The sequence below is a fragment of the Neisseria sp. HMSC078H04 genome, from assembly GCF_001838135.1.
Taxonomy (GTDB): domain Bacteria; phylum Pseudomonadota; class Gammaproteobacteria; order Burkholderiales; family Neisseriaceae; genus Neisseria.
On record NZ_KV835849.1, the window covers coordinates 69,959 to 88,055 of the forward strand.

15 protein-coding genes are annotated in these 18,097 nt (G+C 46.5%); 13 read left to right on the plus strand and 2 right to left on the minus strand.

Annotated elements, in window-relative coordinates; translation table 11 throughout:
• The first annotated feature begins 190 nt into the window (after positions 1-190).
• The 5 genes from gatC (at position 191) to HMPREF2560_RS06015 (ending at position 5,417) form a co-directional block, all read left to right on the plus strand.
• Positions 191-481: an Asp-tRNA(Asn)/Glu-tRNA(Gln) amidotransferase subunit GatC gene (gene gatC, locus HMPREF2560_RS05995; RefSeq protein WP_070608153.1), complete on the plus strand. Its 291-nt coding sequence runs from the start codon at positions 191-193 to the stop codon at positions 479-481.
• A 150-nt stretch (positions 482-631) separates the two neighbouring features.
• Entirely contained in the window at positions 632-2,080 is a 1,449-nt protein-coding gene (gatA, locus tag HMPREF2560_RS06000; protein ID WP_070608154.1) for an Asp-tRNA(Asn)/Glu-tRNA(Gln) amidotransferase subunit GatA, read from the plus strand.
• Positions 2,081-2,180: 100 nt separating this feature from the next.
• Positions 2,181-2,801: a trimeric intracellular cation channel family protein gene (locus HMPREF2560_RS06005; protein ID WP_049331484.1), complete on the plus strand. Its 621-nt coding sequence runs from the start codon at positions 2,181-2,183 to the stop codon at positions 2,799-2,801.
• A gap of 100 nt (positions 2,802-2,901) precedes the next feature.
• Positions 2,902-4,332: an Asp-tRNA(Asn)/Glu-tRNA(Gln) amidotransferase subunit GatB gene (gene gatB, locus HMPREF2560_RS06010; protein ID WP_070608155.1), complete on the plus strand. Its 1,431-nt coding sequence runs from the start codon at positions 2,902-2,904 to the stop codon at positions 4,330-4,332.
• An 80-nt stretch (positions 4,333-4,412) separates the two neighbouring features.
• Entirely contained in the window at positions 4,413-5,417 is a 1,005-nt protein-coding gene (locus tag HMPREF2560_RS06015) for an FAD-binding oxidoreductase (protein ID WP_070608156.1), read from the plus strand.
• 240 nt (positions 5,418-5,657) lie between these two features.
• Here the strand turns inward: HMPREF2560_RS06015 and HMPREF2560_RS06020 are convergent, their stop codons facing one another.
• Complete coding sequence (locus tag HMPREF2560_RS06020) at positions 5,658-7,766, minus strand: LysM peptidoglycan-binding domain-containing protein (protein ID WP_070608157.1); 2,109 nt, start codon at positions 7,764-7,766, stop codon at positions 5,658-5,660.
• 156 nt (positions 7,767-7,922) lie between these two features.
• On the opposite strand from HMPREF2560_RS06020, the gene HMPREF2560_RS06025 reads away from it, so the two are divergent.
• The 5 genes from HMPREF2560_RS06025 (at position 7,923) to HMPREF2560_RS06045 (ending at position 12,889) form a co-directional block, all read left to right on the plus strand.
• A complete protein-coding gene (locus tag HMPREF2560_RS06025) occupies positions 7,923-8,582 on the plus strand; it encodes a class I SAM-dependent methyltransferase (RefSeq protein ID WP_070608158.1) in 660 nt (219 codons plus the stop codon).
• Positions 8,583-8,625: 43 nt separating this feature from the next.
• Complete coding sequence (gene mutM, locus HMPREF2560_RS06030) at positions 8,626-9,453, plus strand: bifunctional DNA-formamidopyrimidine glycosylase/DNA-(apurinic or apyrimidinic site) lyase (RefSeq protein ID WP_070608357.1); 828 nt, start codon at positions 8,626-8,628, stop codon at positions 9,451-9,453.
• A 64-nt stretch (positions 9,454-9,517) separates the two neighbouring features.
• A complete protein-coding gene (locus tag HMPREF2560_RS06035; RefSeq protein ID WP_070608159.1) occupies positions 9,518-10,303 on the plus strand; it encodes a 1-acylglycerol-3-phosphate O-acyltransferase in 786 nt (261 codons plus the stop codon).
• Positions 10,304-10,491: 188 nt separating this feature from the next.
• Positions 10,492-11,229, plus strand: a complete 738-nt coding sequence (locus HMPREF2560_RS06040; protein ID WP_003747251.1) for a redoxin family protein — start codon at positions 10,492-10,494, stop codon at positions 11,227-11,229.
• 253 nt (positions 11,230-11,482) lie between these two features.
• On the plus strand, positions 11,483-12,889 hold the full coding sequence (locus HMPREF2560_RS06045; RefSeq protein ID WP_070459864.1) for a dihydrolipoyl dehydrogenase: 1,407 nt from the start codon (positions 11,483-11,485) through the stop codon (positions 12,887-12,889).
• Between the two features lie 73 nt (positions 12,890-12,962).
• Here the strand turns inward: HMPREF2560_RS06045 and HMPREF2560_RS06050 are convergent, their stop codons facing one another.
• The gene (locus HMPREF2560_RS06050; protein WP_070608160.1) at positions 12,963-14,093 is read right to left on the minus strand and encodes a PilT/PilU family type 4a pilus ATPase; all 1,131 of its coding nucleotides are present in this window, start codon (positions 14,091-14,093) and stop codon (positions 12,963-12,965) included.
• 204 nt (positions 14,094-14,297) lie between these two features.
• Between HMPREF2560_RS06050 and HMPREF2560_RS06055 the strand changes: the two genes are divergently transcribed.
• The 3 genes from HMPREF2560_RS06055 (at position 14,298) to lepB (ending at position 17,944) form a co-directional block, all read left to right on the plus strand.
• Positions 14,298-14,999 (plus strand): 5'-methylthioadenosine/adenosylhomocysteine nucleosidase, encoded by a 702-nt coding sequence (locus HMPREF2560_RS06055; RefSeq protein WP_070608161.1) that lies wholly within the window; start codon positions 14,298-14,300, stop codon positions 14,997-14,999.
• 132 nt (positions 15,000-15,131) lie between these two features.
• Positions 15,132-16,925: a translation elongation factor 4 gene (gene lepA / locus HMPREF2560_RS06060; RefSeq protein WP_070608162.1), complete on the plus strand. Its 1,794-nt coding sequence runs from the start codon at positions 15,132-15,134 to the stop codon at positions 16,923-16,925.
• On the plus strand, positions 16,925-17,944 hold the full coding sequence (gene lepB, locus HMPREF2560_RS06065) for a signal peptidase I (protein ID WP_070608163.1): 1,020 nt from the start codon (positions 16,925-16,927) through the stop codon (positions 17,942-17,944). Before lepA ends, lepB begins: the two co-directional genes overlap by 1 nt.
• Positions 17,945-18,097 lie beyond the last annotated feature (153 nt).

Consider the following 18,097-nt stretch of genomic DNA (forward strand, 5'->3'; position numbering starts at 1 on the left):
GCCCGGATGTGTTTAGCATTATTTAAAATAAGAAAAACAGGTACACGGTTTTAGACGGATAAATGCACCCTTTAAAGGCCGTCTGAATTAAAACACCATGCCAACCTGTTTGGTTTTCGGTTATAATTCTTCGCTTCATAGAAGACGAAATGCAATGATACCCCAAATTGCTATCAGACAAGGATTTTTTATGGCTTTAAGCTTAAATGATGTGGAAAAAATCGCAAAACTCTCGCGCCTCACTTTAACGGACGAAGAAAAAAACAAAACGCTTGCCGAGTTGAACGACATTTTCGCCATGGTTGAAAACATGCAAAGCGTCAATACCGACTGCATCGAACCCATGGCGCATCCGCACGAAGCCGCTTTGCGTCTGCGCGAAGATAAAGTGACTGAAACCGATCACGCTGCAGAATATCAGGCTGTTGCCCCAGAAGTGCGCAACCGCCTGTATATCGTTCCTCAAGTGATTGAAGAATAAGGTTTCAGACGGCCTTTGCTTATCGGCAAGCCCCTATTGCAAGGCCGTCTGAAAGGATACTTTGTTCAGACGGCCCGATTTATTGATTTAAACGGATGTTTTCAATATCTGTTTTGAAAGCAAAAACTGTTTTATAGAAAGTACGGCACAATGACCGCTTACACGCTCAAACAAGCCAGCAGCCTGCTGCAATCCAAACAAATTTCCGCAGTCGAATTGGCGACCGAATATTTGGCCGCTATTGCTGCGAAAAACCCTGCCATCAACGGCTACGTTACCATCGATCAAGATAAGACCCTTGCTGAAGCCAAAGCAGCCGATGCGCGTATCGCAGCCGGCAATGCAACGGCTTTGACCGGTGTGCCGGTTGCTTACAAAGATATTTTCTGCCAAACAGGTTGGCGCAGTGCATGCAGCTCCAAAATGTTGGATAACTTTGTTTCTCCTTATACTGCCACTGTGGTGCAAAACTTGTTGGATGCCGGCATGGTTACTCTTGGCCGTACCAATATGGACGAATTTGCCATGGGTTCGACCAATGAGACTTCGTTCTACGGCGCAACCAAAAACCCATGGAATCTTGAACATGTTCCCGGCGGTTCGTCAGGAGGTTCGGCTGCCGTGATTGCGGCGCGTTTGGCACCTGCTGCGTTGGGTTCGGATACCGGCGGTTCTATCCGTCAGCCTGCATCGCATTGCGGTATTACCGGTATCAAGCCGACTTACGGTACGGTTTCACGTTTCGGTATGGTTGCTTATGCTTCCAGCTTCGACCAAGCCGGCCCTATGGCGCAAACGGCCGAAGACTGTGCGATTTTGTTGAACGCCATGGCCAGCTTTGACGAGCGCGATTCCACCAGTTTGGAGCGCGACAAAGAAGATTACACCCGTGATTTGGACAAGCCGCTCAAAGGTTTGAAAATCGGTTTGCCTAAAGAATATTTCGGCGAAGGCGCAGATGCCGATGTTCAGACGGCCTTACAAAGCGTTATCGATTTGCTCAAAGTCCAAGGCGCGGAGACTGTTGAAGTTTCCCTGCCGCAAACATCATTGTCGATTCCTGCTTATTACGTTCTCGCCTCTGCTGAAGCAAGTACCAACTTATCCCGCTTCGACGGCGTACGTTATGGCCATCGTGCGGCGCAATTCGGCGATTTGGAAGAAATGTACAGCAACACTCGTGCCGAAGGTTTCGGCAGCGAGGTCAAACGCCGTATCATGATCGGTACTTATGTATTGAGCCATGGTTACTACGATGCTTATTATCTGAAAGCGCAAAAACTGCGTCGTCTGGTTGCCAATGATTTTCAGACGGCCTTTGGTCAATGTGATTTCATTCTTGCGCCGACTGCGCCGACTGCCGCGCCAAAACTCGGCAGCGACATTCACGACCCTGTCCAAATGTACTTGTCCGATATTTACACCATCGCTGTGAACCTTGCCGGTTTGCCTGCACTGACTCTGCCTGCCGGTTTCAGCGCAAACGGCCTGCCGATTGGTGTGCAATTTATCGGCAACTATTTCTCCGAAGCCAAAATTTTGGGTGCCGCACATCAGGTTCAACTGAACAGCGATTGGCACACTAAAGCGCCGGAATAATGTTTTTAGGGCCTTGATGATTTAAGGCCGTCTGAAAATAAACCATATAAAAGCGCCTGAATGTATTGAGGTGCTGCATATTGTAGATATTTAAAAAATTATGACAGCCACCGACTTCATTCAAATCATTGGGACAGCCGCGTTTGCCATTTCCGGCTATTTGGTTGGCTACAACAAGCGGTTGGATGTACTCGGTGTCGTCATTACTGCGTTACTGACGGCTGTCGGCGGCGGCATGATACGCGATGGCTTGGTCGGCCGGATTCCGCAAGTATTTTTGCAAACCGATGCGTTGATTGTTGTGTTTGCCACGCTTGCCATTGCATGGTTGATAAGGGTGCAACGTTATCGCAGCACCTATTTGGCCGCTGCTTTTATTATCGCCGATGCCATCGGTTTGGCAGCGTTCAGCATTACCGGCGCACAAATCGGTATGGCTTTGCAGCTTAATTTGTTCGGCGTTATTTCTTTGGCTTTTGTGACTGCCGTTGGCGGCGGTATTGCGCGCGATATTTTGGTCAATGATGTGCCGATGATTTTGCGCACCGACCTTTACGGCAGCGTAGCCATTTTGATTGGCGGACTGATTTATCTGTTCGGGCATTTGGGCTGGATTAATATTTTTACGTTAAACCTGCTCTTTGCCGGCGGATTGTTGTTTCGCCTGACTGCATACCGTTTCCATTGGCAACTGCCCGGTTTCCAACGCCGCAGGAAATAAACTTATCTTACAGACGGCCTATTATGGTGTTTTATTCAGGCCGTCTGAAAAACGAATCACTCATTTAACCGATTAACTTTTTTTCGACAGAAAGACCCTTATGACTTGGGAAACCGTAATCGGACTGGAAATCCACGTCCAACTCAACACCCAATCCAAAATCTTCAGCGGCGCATCCACTGCATTCGGTGCCGAGCCTAATGCCCACGCCAGCGTGGTTGAGTGTGCGTTGCCGGGCGTATTGCCGGTAATGAACCGCGAAGTCGTCGAAAAAGCCATCAAACTCGGTTTGGCTTTGGATGCGAAAATCAATCAGAAAAACGTGTTCGACCGTAAAAACTATTTCTATCCTGATTTGCCGAAAGGCTATCAAATCAGCCAGTTGGATTTGCCGATTGTTGAACACGGCAAACTGGAAATCGTGGTGGGCGACGAGGTCAAAACCATCAATGTTACCCGTGCGCACATGGAAGAAGATGCGGGTAAATCCGTACACGAGGGTTTGAACGGTGCAACCGGTATCGACTTAAACCGCGCCGGTACGCCTTTATTGGAAGTTGTCTCCGAGCCTGAAATGCGTTCCGCTGCCGAAGCCGTGGCATACGCTAAAGCGTTGCATGGTTTAGTGACTTGGCTGGATATTTGTGACGGTAATATGGCGGAAGGCTCGTTCCGCGTTGATGCCAACGTATCTGTCCGTCCAAAAGGTCAGGCAGAGTTCGGTACACGCCGTGAAATCAAAAACCTCAACTCTTTCCGCTTCTTGGAACAAGCCATTAATTATGAAGTGGAAGCGCAAATCGAAATTTTGGAAGACGGCGGTAAAGTACAGCAGGCAACCATGTTGTTTGACCCTGAAAAAGGTGAAACCCGTGTGATGCGTTTGAAAGAAGATGCGCACGATTACCGCTATTTCCCAGATCCAGATTTGCTGCCGGTCATTATTTCAGACGGCCAATTGCAAAAAGCCAAAGAGCAAATGCCTGAATTGCCGCATGAAATGGCGGCGCGTTTTGTTACCGATTACGGTGTGTCTGACTATGATGCGCGCCTGTTGACTGCCAGCCGCGCCCAAGCTGCCTATTTTGAAGAAGCGGCCAAAGCCTGCGACCAAGGTAAATTAACGGCGAACTGGATGAACGGCGAGCTTGCTGCTACTTTGAACAAAGAAGGCTTGGAATTGGCTGAAAGCCCTATTACAGCTCCACGCCTTGCCGAGTTGGTTGCTAAAGTTGCAGACGGAACATTAAGCAGCAAACTGGCGAAAAAAGCTTTTGAAGCAATGTGGGCCGAGCCTGAAGCAGGTATTGCAGAAATCATCGAGAAACATGGTTTGCAACAAATTACTGACACTGGTGCAATTGAAGCGATGGTGGATGAAGTGTTGGCAAACAATGCGAAAGCCATTGAGCAATTCCGTTCTGGTAATGAAAAAGCCTTAAATGCGATTGTCGGTCAAGTGATGAAAGCAAGTAAAGGCAAGGCCAATCCGGCTCAGGTTCAAGAGCTGATTAAAGCTAAATTAGCTTGATAGATAGGACAGGCCGTCTGAAAAATAGGTCTTATTTTTCAGACGGCCTTTATTTTGATTCTAAAATTATTCTAAATACCATGACACATACTATTACTTTACCAGATCAAACTACATTTACGGCAAACGAGGATGAGACCGTTCTTGCCGCTGCGACCCGTCAGAATTTAAATCTGCCCCATTCTTGTAAAAATGGCGCCTGCGGACAATGTAAGGCCGAGTTGATTAGTGGCGAATTTGAAATGGGCAAGCATATTGATAAAGCCATCAGTGAAGAAGAAAAAGCACAGGGCAAAGTGTTATTGTGTTGTACCACTGCGAAGAGCGACCTCAAAATCAATGTGCCAGGTTTTAATCAAAATGCTTTGCCGGTGCGCACTTTGCCTGTACGCATTGAAACGATTGAAATCAAACATGATGTTGCTTTGTTGCGATTGGCTTTGCCTAAAGCGCCGTCATTTGCATTTTATGCCGGACAATATATTGATTTGCTGCTTCCCGGCAATATCAGTCGCAGCTATTCAATTGCCAATTCTCCTGACCAAGAAGGTGTTTTGGACCTGCATATCCGCAAACGTGAAAACGGCGTATGCTCAGAAATGATTTTTGGTGCCGAGCCTAAAATCAAAGAAAAAGGCATTGTCCGCGTTAAAGGTCCATTGGGTACGTTTACTTTGCAAAAAGGCAGCGATAAACCGATTGTTTTGTTGGCAACGGGTACAGGTTACGCACCTATCCGCAGTATCTTGCTTGATTTGATTCATCAGAATAGCGAACGTCCGGTTCATTTTTACTGGGGAGCACGTCAGCAGGAGGATTTGTACGCATTGGAAGAAGCAGAAGCATTAATAGGCCGTCTGAAAAATGCAAAATTTTCGCCTGTTCTTTCTAAGCCTAATTCCGATTGGAAAGGGGAGAATGGATACGTGCAAAATGTTGCCGCACAAAATTATCCTGATATGGGGCAATATGAAGTTTATGCTTGCGGGTCACCAGCCATGACGGAGAATGCGCAAAGTTTGCTGACTCAAAATTGCGCTTTACCGGAAGATGCCTTCTTCTGTGATGCTTTTTCACCGGCATAGGAATATATTTTACGGAATTCATATGTTTGGATAAGGGTATTTAGCATAGGGTTTGACGACAATTCGTTTGAAGAAGAGAGTGTGTTTTTGCACACTCTTTTTTTATACAGTAATTTTCAAAAAATATTTTTATCTTTAAGTAAAGACTATTCTGTTTGTTATCAAACATTAACTTGATTATCTATCATCAAGAAAAAGGCCGTCTGAATCTTTCAGACGGCCTTTGTTTTAAAGATAATATTAGCTACCAATCAGTTTCAAACGTTGACCGGGAGATACGGTACGGGTATTGCGGTTCCAACGGCGGATATCGTTAATATCAACATTGAAACGGCTGGCGATGGTGTTCAGGGTATCGCCTTTACGTACAGTGTAGGAAACGTTTTGAACCGGGTTGCTGCGGACTTTTGCCGGAGCAGCTGTAACACGGAGGATTTGGCCTTTTTTGATATTGTTGCCTTTGATGTTGTTGGCAATAATCAAATCGGCTACGCTCAGGTTATAGCGTTTGGAGATATTAAACAATGTATCGCCATCTGCCACACGGTGGGTACCCACTGCAAGTGCTGCGGTTTGTGTGTTTTGTTGGCCATTTACACGTGCAAGACGTGCATTGATGCGTTGTTGTTGTTTAGCGGTATTGGCTGCGATACGTGCGGCACGAGCGCTTTCAGCAGTAACAACAGTTTGAACTTGTTTGGCTTCAGAAGTCGCTTCAGCAACAGTTGCTGCAGGTTCCTCCGCAGGTTGGCTTTGTACCAAAGCCATCAGGTCATCACGCTCTTCTTGAACCGGAGCAACAGCAACAGATTCAACTGCTGGAGTAGGGGCTACATCGTTTGCGGCAACAGACGGTGCAGTCAAGTCGGCAAGGATAGCTGCTTTGGGTGCTTCAGCAACATTTGTGGCAGCAGGCTCAGCAGTAGTATGGGTCATGGCTACAACAGGGGCGGCTACTTCCGCATTTGCAACTTGAGGCTGTGCTTTGGTTTCTGTTACTGCTACAGAAGTAACGTTTTCAGCTTTGCTACGTGCAATAAAGTCAACCGGTTTGCTGGACTGTGGAACAACAGGCGCAACAATATTGGTCACGGTAGTTTGAGCAACTTTAACCGGTTCTGCTACGCTGGAAGCAATAATCGGAGACATAGCCGGCATATTGGATTGGTAAGTATCCGGAGTATTGTCTTTGTCGATAAAGTTAATAATGTCTTGACTTTGGGTAGCTGAGTTTTTAGCCACCAAAATGCTGCGGCCTTCAGAAATGGCGCTACCGCTCAGGCCGTTGAGGCGTTTGAGTTCGGCTACGCTCATGCCGGTATCGTTAGCAATGGCGTTAAGCTTCTTGTTGCCCAAAGAAGTATAAATATCCCAAGACATCAGGGTATCTGGATTGGCATTGCGGTAGTTCTTCTCAAATGCAGAAACCGCAGAAACCGGCAACAACAGGCGACGGTTATTTTTAGGGATGAATACCGGAGCATTGAAACCTGGGTTGAGTGCCAACAGTTCGCTTTCGCTGATGTTTGCAAAGCGAGCGATTGTGCTGTTATCAATAGGTTTGTCGATGCTGACAGATTTGAAATACGGCTGATTGCTGATTTCGCTGATATTCATACCGAAGGTTTGCGGATTGGCAACGATATTGCGGACGGCCAAAAGTTTGGGAACGTAGTTGCGTGTTTCGTTCGGCATACGCAGGTTTTCGTATGTCGGCTCCAAACCTTGCGCACGGGCACGGTTTACGGCACGGCCGACGTTACCTTCGCCCCAGTTGTAAGCGGCAAGGGCCAAAGACCAGTCGCCGAACATACCGTGCAGGTATTGCAGGTAGTTCAATGCAGCATCGGTAGCGGCGTAAACATCGTGGCGGCCGTCATACAAAGGCGTTTTTTCCAAGCCGAAGTGGCGGCCGGTAGCCGGCATAAATTGCCACAGGCCGGATGCGCCGACGTGTGATTTGGCTTTGGTTACAAATGCGCTTTCAATGAAAGGCAGCAAAGCGATTTCAGCAGGCATATTGCGTTTTTTAACTTCATTGGCAATATGGTACATATAAGGTTTGCTGCGGGAGATGGTGCGGTCGAAATATGCGCTGTTTGCAGCAAATTTGTTTTCATGGCGGCGAACCAGTTCTGTGTTGACTTCGTTGATGCGGAAGTCTTTACGCAACGATGCCCATAAGCTGCCAGAGCCGAAGGTTTGTGCTTTGGCTTGGTCGAGCAGGGCGGAGTTGAGACGCATCATGGCCATGCCGACTTGGTTGGGCGTAGCGTTTTGCGCATAGGCTGTGGCGGAAACCGCCGACAGGCTTGAAACGGTCAGAGCGATGGTTTTTAGTTTTGCCATAGTAAATAAAGTTATCAAATATATAATAAAATTTCGTCTTTTTGATAGTATCGTTTCAGCATTTAAACGTCAAGTCGAGCAGGGAATTTGCTTGTGTGATGTGGCCGTGGTGTTAAAATTCTGTCACACAAGTCGGGATGCATAGGGGAGTATTTAATGGAAACTTTTTTTATGCAAATGCCAATGGGACAATATCTCGCTCAAAAAGAGGCGGATTTTTTCAGACGGCATTTGCAATATTTGAATAGCCAAGTGGCGGTTCAATTAGGCGCTGTATGGCAGAGGCCGTCTGAAAATATGATTGTGGTGCCGCGCGATGTGCGGATGGATGCTGAAATGTTGGCATTTGAAACGCATTCCGTGGATGTATTATTGATGCCCCATCTTTTGGAAATTTCATCTGCCGATTTGGTGTTGCAAGAGGCATTTAGGATATTAAAACCCGAGGGCAGGTTGATTTTAACGGGGTTTAACCTTAAATCTTTGTGGGGGTTGAGCTCGTGGTTTGATGGTAAAAGACTGCCTATGAAATCTCAATGCTTGGCTCTGGCTGAGTTGAAACGAAAAACTGCCGCTATTGGTTTTGAAATGGAATATGGGCAGTTTATGGATTATCTGCCTGCTGTGAATTCATCATCTGCTTTGAAGTTTTGGCAGTTTATGGAAAAGGCAGGGGATAGGTGGTGGCCGCAGTGTGCGGCGGTGTATGGTGTGGTTTTAACGAAACATTTGATTGGTGTCCATCCTTTGCCTGAATTGGAATCTGCATTCGATGGCAATACGGTTGCTTTAAGTACGGCACGTTTGGCCGAATAGTTTTCAGACGGCCTATATATAATGATGAATTTGGAGAATAATGATGCCTGAATTACCTGAGGTAGAAACGACTTTACGCGGAATCGCGCCGCATATTGATGGAAAAAAGATAGAAAAAGTCATTATTCGCCAGTTTAAATTGAGATGGCCTATCCATCCGAACTTGGCGCAAATTTTGGCCGGGCACAAAGTTTTGGCATGCAGTCGGCGTGCGAAGTATTTGATTATTACTTTTGAAACGGGTATTTTACTTATTCATTTGGGTATGTCCGGCAGTTTGCGGATTTTTACCGCCGATGATGAGCGCATCGCCACGCCGGATAAACATGATCATTTAGATTTTGTATTTGATGACGGTACCGTATTGCGTTATCACGATCCGCGTAAATTTGGTGCGGTATTGTGGTATGAGGGTATTGCCGAGCATCATCCGCTGTTGGAAAAGTTGGGACCGGAGCCGCTCTCGGATGATTTTGATGCAAATTACCTGTATCAGAAATTGAAAACCCAAAAGCGTGCAGTCAAATTAGCGCTGATGGATAATGCAGTGGTGGTTGGTGTCGGTAATATTTATGCGAATGAAAGTCTGTTTAAGGCAGGTATTTCGCCATTGCGTCCGGCGAATAAGCTGACCAAGAAAGAATGCGCATTATTGGTAGAAACCGTTAAAGCGGTTCTGCTGAGGGCGATTGCAACGGGCGGCAGTACGCTGCGAGACTTCGTTAATAGCGATGGTAAAAGCGGCTACTTTCAGCAGGAATATACGGTCTATGGCCGTCACAATGAGCCTTGTGTCCAATGTGGCGGGCTGATTTTTAAAGAAACTTTGGGGCAGCGTGGAACATTTTATTGTCCAAATTGCCAGAAATAGTTTCAGACGGCCTTAAATGTCAGAGGCCGTCTGAACATAATGAACACAATACAGAAGAAATTTTATGTCTAAACAAAAAGCTCCTTTTTTTAAACGTCTGAGCCGACTTTGCTGTTTGGCAGCTTGGTTATTCAGAACCGGCCGGGATTTGCGTGCCATTGATGGCAACAATGCAGAGGAACGCAATCACGCTGTGGTTGTTTTGGGAAAAGGTGCGTTGGATGCTTTGGATATCGAATTGGAAATCGGCGTACCGCCTCAAGGAAATGTGAGTGGTACTTTGGTGGTGGCCAATCATGTATCTTGGTTGGATATTTTTGCCATGAGTGCCGTTTATCCGAGCAGTTTTATTGCGAAACAGGAAATCAGCGGTTGGCCGGTTTTGGGGAAAATGGGTAAAAATGCCGGTACGGTGTTTATCAACCGCAATTCCCGCCGTGATGTCGAGCCGATTAATCAGGCGATTTGTGCGGCATTGAAAGCAGGGCATAATGTAAGTTTTTTCCCCGAGGCGCGCACTTCTTCCGGCTTGGGTATTTTGCCGTTTAAAGCAGCCCTGTTTCAATCGGCTATTGATGCGAAAGCGCCGATTCAGGCGGTAACCTTACGCTATTATGATGGCGAAGGACAACGGACGGATTTGCCATCCTATGCGGAGGTAAACCTGTTTCAATCTTTATGGCGTATTGTTTCGATGAGGAAAATCCGTATCCGTTTGGATTTCTCACCACAGTACAAACCGACAGATATGCCGGATAAAGACCGCTATGCTTTGAAGGATATTGCGGAAACAGCCATCGGCGAAATTGTGGCTTCGGATTCTCCCGTTCAGCCCTTACCTAAAAAATAATTTCAGTCAGGTACTTGTTTTATTTCAGACGGCCTTCATTTAGAAGAACAGCTGTTTTCGATTTAATTGAATTGATAGTTTGATGTAATTAATATTATTTGAACTATAAATTATACAAATCGATAGGCCTGCATTAAAATGCAAGCATTGATTCATTTCTCAAACCCGAATTTTTAAGGAGCTTAAAAATGGCTTTGCAAGATCGTACCGGTCAAAAAGTACCTTCCGTAGTATTCCGCACTCGCGTTGGCGACACTTGGAAAGATGTTTCTACTGATGATTTGTTCAAAGGCAAAAAAGTAGTCGTGTTTTCTCTGCCTGGCGCATTTACTCCAACTTGCTCTTCTTCTCACCTGCCACGCTACAACGAATTGTTTGGTGCGTTCAAAGAAAACGGTGTTGACGCAATCTACTGCGTATCTGTAAACGACACTTTCGTAATGAACGCTTGGGCTGCTGAAGAAGAAGCCGACAACATCTACATGATCCCTGATGGCAACGGTGAATTCACTGAAGGCATGGGCATGTTGGTTGGCAAAGAAGACTTGGGCTTCGGCAAACGCTCTTGGCGTTACTCCATGCTGGTTAACGACGGCGTGGTTGAAAAAATGTTTATCGAACCTGAAGAACCAGGCGATCCTTTCAAAGTGTCTGACGCTGACACTATGTTGAAATACATTGCTCCTGACTGGAAAGCTCAAGAGTCTGTTGCCATCTTCACCAAACCTGGCTGCCAATTCTGTGCTAAAGCTAAAAAAGCTCTGCAAGACAAAGGCTTGTCTTACGAAGAAATCGTATTGGGCAAAGATGCAACTGTTACTTCCGTACGCGCTATTACCGGCAAGATGACTGCTCCTCAAGTATTCATCGGTGGCAAATACATCGGCGGCAGCGAAGACTTGGAAGCTTACTTGGCTAAAAACTAATTGCCTGTATGCTTGAGACGGCTTGAAAAGGCCGTCTGAAAGACCCAAATATAGAGTTATTCAGACGACGTTTACAAATCGGCGTTCTGAATAACTCTATATTTATAAGTAGAATTTGAGATTATTGTTTTAAATCGATATTTAGGTATTGACTATTAATTTTTAAATTTTGATAGTTTATGAAGTTTAGGCCGTCTGAAAACGGATAACCTGATGGCAATATCGGTTTGGATATAGACAGTAAGGATAAAATATGAAAAAGATTCAAGCAGATGTGGTAGTACTGGGTGGCGGTACAGCCGGTATGGGCGCATTTCGCAATGCCCGACTTCATACAGACAATGTTTACCTGATTGAAAACAATGTATTCGGAACAACTTGTGCGCGTGTCGGCTGTATGCCGTCCAAATTGCTGATTGCGGCTGCGGAAGCGCGCCATCATGCTCTGCATACCGATCCGTTTGGCGTACATTTGGATAAAGACAGCGTAACGGTAAACGGCGAAGAAGTCATGCACCGCGTGAAGTCCGAACGCGACCGTTTTGTCGGTTTTGTGGTCAGCGATGTAGAAGAGTGGCCAGCCGACAAGCGTATTATGGGTACGGCAAAATTTGTTGACGAACACACCGTCCAAATCGATGACCACACTCAAATTACTGCAAAAAGTTTTGTGATTGCCACAGGTTCGCGCCCTGTGATTTTCCCTCAGTGGGAAGTTTTGGGCGATCGCTTGATTGTGAACGATGATGTTTTCTCTTGGGATACCCTGCCTAAGAGTGTGGCTGTATTCGGTCCTGGCGTAATCGGCTTAGAGTTGGGTCAGGCTTTGCACCGTTTGGGCGTAAAAGTTGAAATTTTTGGCGTGGCCGGTGCCATTGGCGGTATTTCCGATCCTGTTGTCGCTGAAGAAGCCAAAACTGTTTTTGGTGAAGAGTTGACTTTGCATTTGGATGCCAAAACCGAAGTCAAATTGGACGCAGAAGGCAATGTTGAAGTTCATTGGGAACAAGATGGCGAAAAAGGTATATTCCATGCCGAATATGCTTTGGCTGCCGCCGGTCGCCGTCCGAACGTGGACAATATCGGTTTGGAAAACCTGAATATCGAAAAAGATGCACGTGGCGTGCCTGTTGCCGATCCGCTGACCATGCAAACCAGCATTCCGCACATCTTTATCGCAGGCGATGCATCCAACCAACTGCCTCTGCTGCATGAAGCTTCTGACCAAGGCAAAATTGCCGGTCACAATGCCGCTATTTTCCCGAATATTGAGGGCGGTTTGCGCCGTAGCGTAATCGGCGTGGTATTTACCAGTCCGCAAATTGCCACTATCGGTTTGAAATACGCGCAAGTTGCGGAGAAATATCAGCCTGATGAGTTTGTCATCGGTGAAGTTTCCTTCCGAAACCAAGGCCGCAGCCGCGTTATGTTGGTAAACAAAGGCCATATGCGTTTGTATGCTGAGAAAGCGACCGGCCGTTTCATTGGTGCGGAAATTGTCGGCCCTGCTGCCGAACATTTGGCACACTTGATGGCTTGGGCGCATCAAATGAAGATGACGATTCCGCAAATGTTGGATATGCCGTTCTACCATCCGGTTATCGAAGAAGGTCTGCGCACTGCATTGCGTGATGCCGATGCAAAACTGAAACAGGCTTGATTATTTGATGGAATAAAGGCCGTCTGAAACTCGTAGTAAGGTTTCAGACGGCCTTTTTTATGCTTTGAAGCTGTTAAATCAATTCTAAATCCGGACCGGCATTTTGCGCACGACGGCTTCGTAATTGAATGTCTAAGCGCAAATCATGAGCGGAGTCGGCATTTTTAATGGCGTCTTGATAACTGATATCGCCGTTTTCATACAAATCATACAAGGCTTGGTCAAAAGTGATCATGCCCATGCCGGTTGATTTTTTCATCATTTCTTTGATGTTGTGGACTTCGCCTTTTTGAATCAAGTCGGCAATAATTGGCGAATTGAGCAAAACTTCGACCGCCGCCACACGACCCCGTCCGCTTTCACGGGGAATCAGGCGTTGCGAAATAAAGGCTTGCAGGTTGAGCGATAAATCGGTTAGCAACTGGTTACGGCGCTCTTCGGGGAAGAAGTTGATGATGCGGTCCAGCGCTTGGTTGGTGCTGTTGGCGTGCAGTGTCGCCATACACAAATGGCCGGTTTCTGCGAAGGAAATGGCGTAGTCCATGGTCTCGCGGTCGCGGATTTCACCAATCAAAATGACATCTGGTGCTTGGCGCAGGGTATTTTTCAATGCAATCGGCCAATTTTCGGTATCTACACCGATTTCACGTTGGGTGATGATGCAGTTTTTATGTTGATGGATAAACTCAATCGGGTCTTCGATGGTAATAATGTGGTCGAAGCTGTTTTCGTTTCGATAGTCGATAAGGGAGGCGAGGGAAGTGGACTTGCCCGAACCTGTACCGCCGACAAAAATAATCAGGCCGCGTTTCCTGAGGGCAATGTCTTTCAGAATCGGTGGCAGATTAAGCGTTTCAAATTTCGGGATATTGCTGGTAATGGAACGGAATACCAAAGCTGTTGCACCGCGTTGAACCATTGCATTGACACGGAAGCGGCTGGTATCGGGTAGGCTGATGGCGAAGTTACATTCGTTGGTGGAAGAAAATTCTTCGATTTGTTTGGAAGACATAATCGAAAAAGCGATTTCCATACATTTTTCAGCGCTTAACGGCTCATCAGTCAGTCGCATGATTTTGCCGTCCACTTTCATGGCCGGCGGGAAATTGGTGGTAATGAAAAGGTCGGAGCCTTTGTATTTGTTCATATGGCGTAGCCAAGCGAACAATTCTTCTTTTGCATCCGGAGTATTTTCGTTAAACATAAGAATTTAGGTATTTAAAATATAGTTATTTTATCTATGGTAATTATAACAGAGGCAATCAATTATTTGCTGATTGCTAGCTAGAGCATCAATCTGTTTTAAATTGGGTGTCGTTCTGGGAATATAGCAGATTTTTCAGTATCCCTGTGATTTTAAATTCTGCTGTTATAATGTTGCCCGATTAGTGAATGGAAAGGTAACGAGATGTCAGTACAAACAATTGCCGTGGTCGGCGCAATGGAACAGGAAATCGAGCTTTTGCGTGAAAGCATGGCCAATGTCAAGCATGTGTCCTTCGGTAAATTCTCGGCATATGAAGGCGAATTGGCTGGAAAACGCACGGTATTGGTTTTGAGCGGTATCGGTAAGGTCAATGCAGCGGTTTCGACTTCTTGGGTCATTCATCAGTTTGCACCGGATTGCGTCATTAATACCGGCAGTGCAGGCGGTTTGGGTAAGGGTCTGAAAGTCGGCGATGTGGTCATCGGCGAAACTGTGGCGCATCATGATGTCGATGTAACGGCTTTTGGCTATGTTTGGGGGCAAGTACCGCAACTTCCTGCTGTGTTCGCATCGGATGAAAACCTGATTCGCCAAGCAGAAAAGGCGGCGCAAGTGTTTGAAGGTGCGGCCGTAGCTCAAGGCCTGATTGTCAGTGGCGACCGTTTTGTACACAGCAGCGAAGGTGTCGCGGAAATCCGCAGCCATTTCCCTGAGGTCAAAGCAGTGGAAATGGAAGCAGCGGCGATTGCGCAGACTTGTCACCAGTTGGAAGTGCCGTTTGTAATTATTCGCGCCGTATCCGATTCGGCAGATGAGAAAGCGGACATCAGCTTTGAAGAGTTTTTGAAAACGGCGGCTGTCAGCTCGGCGAAGATGGTGACCGAGATTGTCAAATCGCTATAAAATCATGCAGAAACGTTGAATTTCCGTTAGAATACGGAACGATTCAACCTTATTCTAAGGCCGTCTGAAAACCGAATCCCTGTTTTTTCAGACGGCCTTTCCGACTTTAATTGCATTTATCTTAATAACAATATGAAAAACATACGGAATTTCTCCATTATTGCCCACATCGACCACGGTAAATCGACGCTTGCCGACCGTTTTATCCAATACTGCGGCGGTTTGGATTTGCGCGAAATGAGTACGCAGGTGCTCGATTCCATGGACATCGAAAAAGAGCGCGGTATTACCATTAAAGCGCAAACCGCCGCGCTCAACTATAAAGCACGCGACGGGCAGGTGTATCAGCTCAATCTAATTGATACTCCGGGACACGTCGATTTCTCTTACGAAGTATCACGTTCGCTGTCGGCTTGCGAAGGCGCGCTTTTGGTGGTCGATGCGTCTCAAGGTGTAGAAGCGCAAACCGTGGCGAACTGCTATACCGCGATTGATTTGGGTGTGGAAGTTGTGCCCGTTTTGAACAAAATCGACTTGCCTGCCGCAGAACCCGATCGCGTGGAGCAGGAAATTGAAGACATTATCGGCATTGATGCCGTTGGTGCGGTTCAATGTTCTGCCAAAAGTGGTATTGGTGTGGAAGATGTTTTGGAAGAAATCATTGCCAAAATCCCTGCGCCGACCGGCGATGAAAATGCGCCGTTGCAAGCGGTGATTGTCGATTCGTGGTTTGACAACTATGTCGGCGTAGTCATGCTGATTCGTGTGAAAAACGGTACCATCAAGCTGAAAGACAAAGTGCGCTTTATGAGTACTAAGGCGGAAACACAGGTTGAGCAGCTGGGCGTATTCACGCCGAAATCAGTCCAAAAACAAGAACTCAAAGCCGGCGAAGTAGGCTTTTTGATTACCGGCGTAAAAGAATTGGGTCAGGCTAAAGTCGGCGATACAGTTACTTCGGTTGCCAACCCTGCCTCTGAGCCGCTGCCCGGATTCCAAGAAGTACAAAGCCAAGTATTTGCAGGCCTTTATCCCGTGGAAAGCCACGACTACGAAGCCTTGCGCGATGCTTTGGAAAAATTGCAGCTGAACGATGCTTCATTGAAATTTGAGCCTGAGGTTTCCCAAGCGTTGGGCTTCGGCTTCCGTTGCGGCTTCTTGGGCCTGTTACACTTGGAAATCGTTCAGGAACGCTTGGAACGCGAGTTCGACATGGACTTGATTACCACTGCGCCAACGGTAGTTTATGAAGTCGTGTTGAAAAACGGCGAGAAAATCGAAGTTGAAAATCCGTCCAAACTGCCTGAAATCAGCACCATTGAAACCATTCTTGAGCCGATTATCACTGCGACCATTCTTGTGCCGCAGGAGTATGTCGGCAACGTCATGACTTTGTGTAACCAAAAGCGTGGTGTTCAGGTCAATATGCAATACATGGGCCGTCAAGTCATGCTGACTTATGATTTGCCGATGAACGAAGTCGTAATGGATTTCTTTGACAAGCTTAAATCGACTTCGCGCGGTTATGCTTCGTTGGACTACCATTTCAAAGAGTTCCAACCGTCTGATTTGATTAAGCTCGACATTATGGTCAACGGCGAAAAAGTCGATGCCTTGAGCCTGATTGTGCACCGTCAAAGCGCCGTTCACCGCGGTCGAGAGCTGGCATCAAAAATGCGCGAACTGATTCCGCGCCAAATGTTCGACATCGCCGTCCAAGCCGCCATCGGCAGCCAGATTATCGCCCGCGAAAACGTCAAAGCCCTGCGTAAAAACGTTTTGGCGAAATGTTACGGCGGCGATATTACGCGTAAGAAAAAACTTCTCGAAAAACAAAAAGCAGGTAAGCGCCGCATGAAACAAGTGGGCAATGTGGAAATCCCGCAAAGCGCATTCTTGGCGATTCTGCAAGTGAGTGATAAATAATGAGTATAAATCTGACTTTAGGCGCAATCGTTGTACTGCTGGCCGGTTTGGTCCTCAACTTCAAAAGCAGCAAAGAGCGCCAGGAAAACGGCGAATGGAGTTCCGGCCTGCAATGGAGTTATCTCTTGTGCATGGTCGGCGTATTCGGCATTTTGTCCGAGTTTATGAGCTTTACCGCCGTATTGCTGGTGTTTGTCGTGTTCACCGGTATTGTTTGGGCAATCCATAAAGGCCGTCTGAAAAAAAGCGAAACCGGCGAAGACAATGCGCATTTTACCGACTATATGGGCGGCTTTTTCCCCATCATCTTGGTTATCTTTGTGTTGCGCAGCTTTATTGCCGAGCCGTTTCAAATTCCGTCCAGCTCCATGCGTCCGGGCTTGGTCAAAGGCGATTTTATCTTGGTGAACAAATTTTCTTACGGTATCCGCCTGCCGATTTTGAATAAGGTCATTATCCCTGTCGGCAACATTGCCCGAGGCGATGTCGTGGTGTTCAATTACCCACTTCAGCCTGAGATGAATTACATCAAACGTATCGTCGGTATTCCGGGCGACGTTGTGGAATACCGTGATAAGGTTTTGACTGTTAACGGTGAAATTATTCCCGAAAAACCAAACGGCAATTATCAATACGCAGATGATACCGATCCGTCTATGATTCATACGCTTGAGCGTTTTCAGACGGCCTTGAACGGCAAAAACTTTGACGTTGTCAAAGAGGCCGGTCAGCCTTCCGTATCTATTGCCGTATTGAACAAATACACCTCCGAAGTGATGCCTGAAAGCAATTACTCGATTGAAACAAGCGGTTTGGAAAATTGCGAATACGCAGAAGACGGCAATGGCTTTATCTGTAAAGTTCCTGAAGGCCGTTATTTCGCGATGGGTGACAACCGCGACAACAGCGCCGACTCCCGTTATTGGGGATTTGTCGATGACAAGTTGATTGTCGGTAAAGCCTTCTTCGTTTGGATGAACTTTGGAGAACTCAGCCGTATCGGTACCAGTATCAAATAAGCAATAAACAGATTAAAAGGCTGTCTGAAATTTTTCAGACGGCCTTTTTTATAGTAATTTAAAATTTGTGTCTTAGGTGAATATTAAATTTAATATTAAAAGATAGACTTGAAATATTGTTAACTTAAGAGATGATTAGGTATTTAATAATTA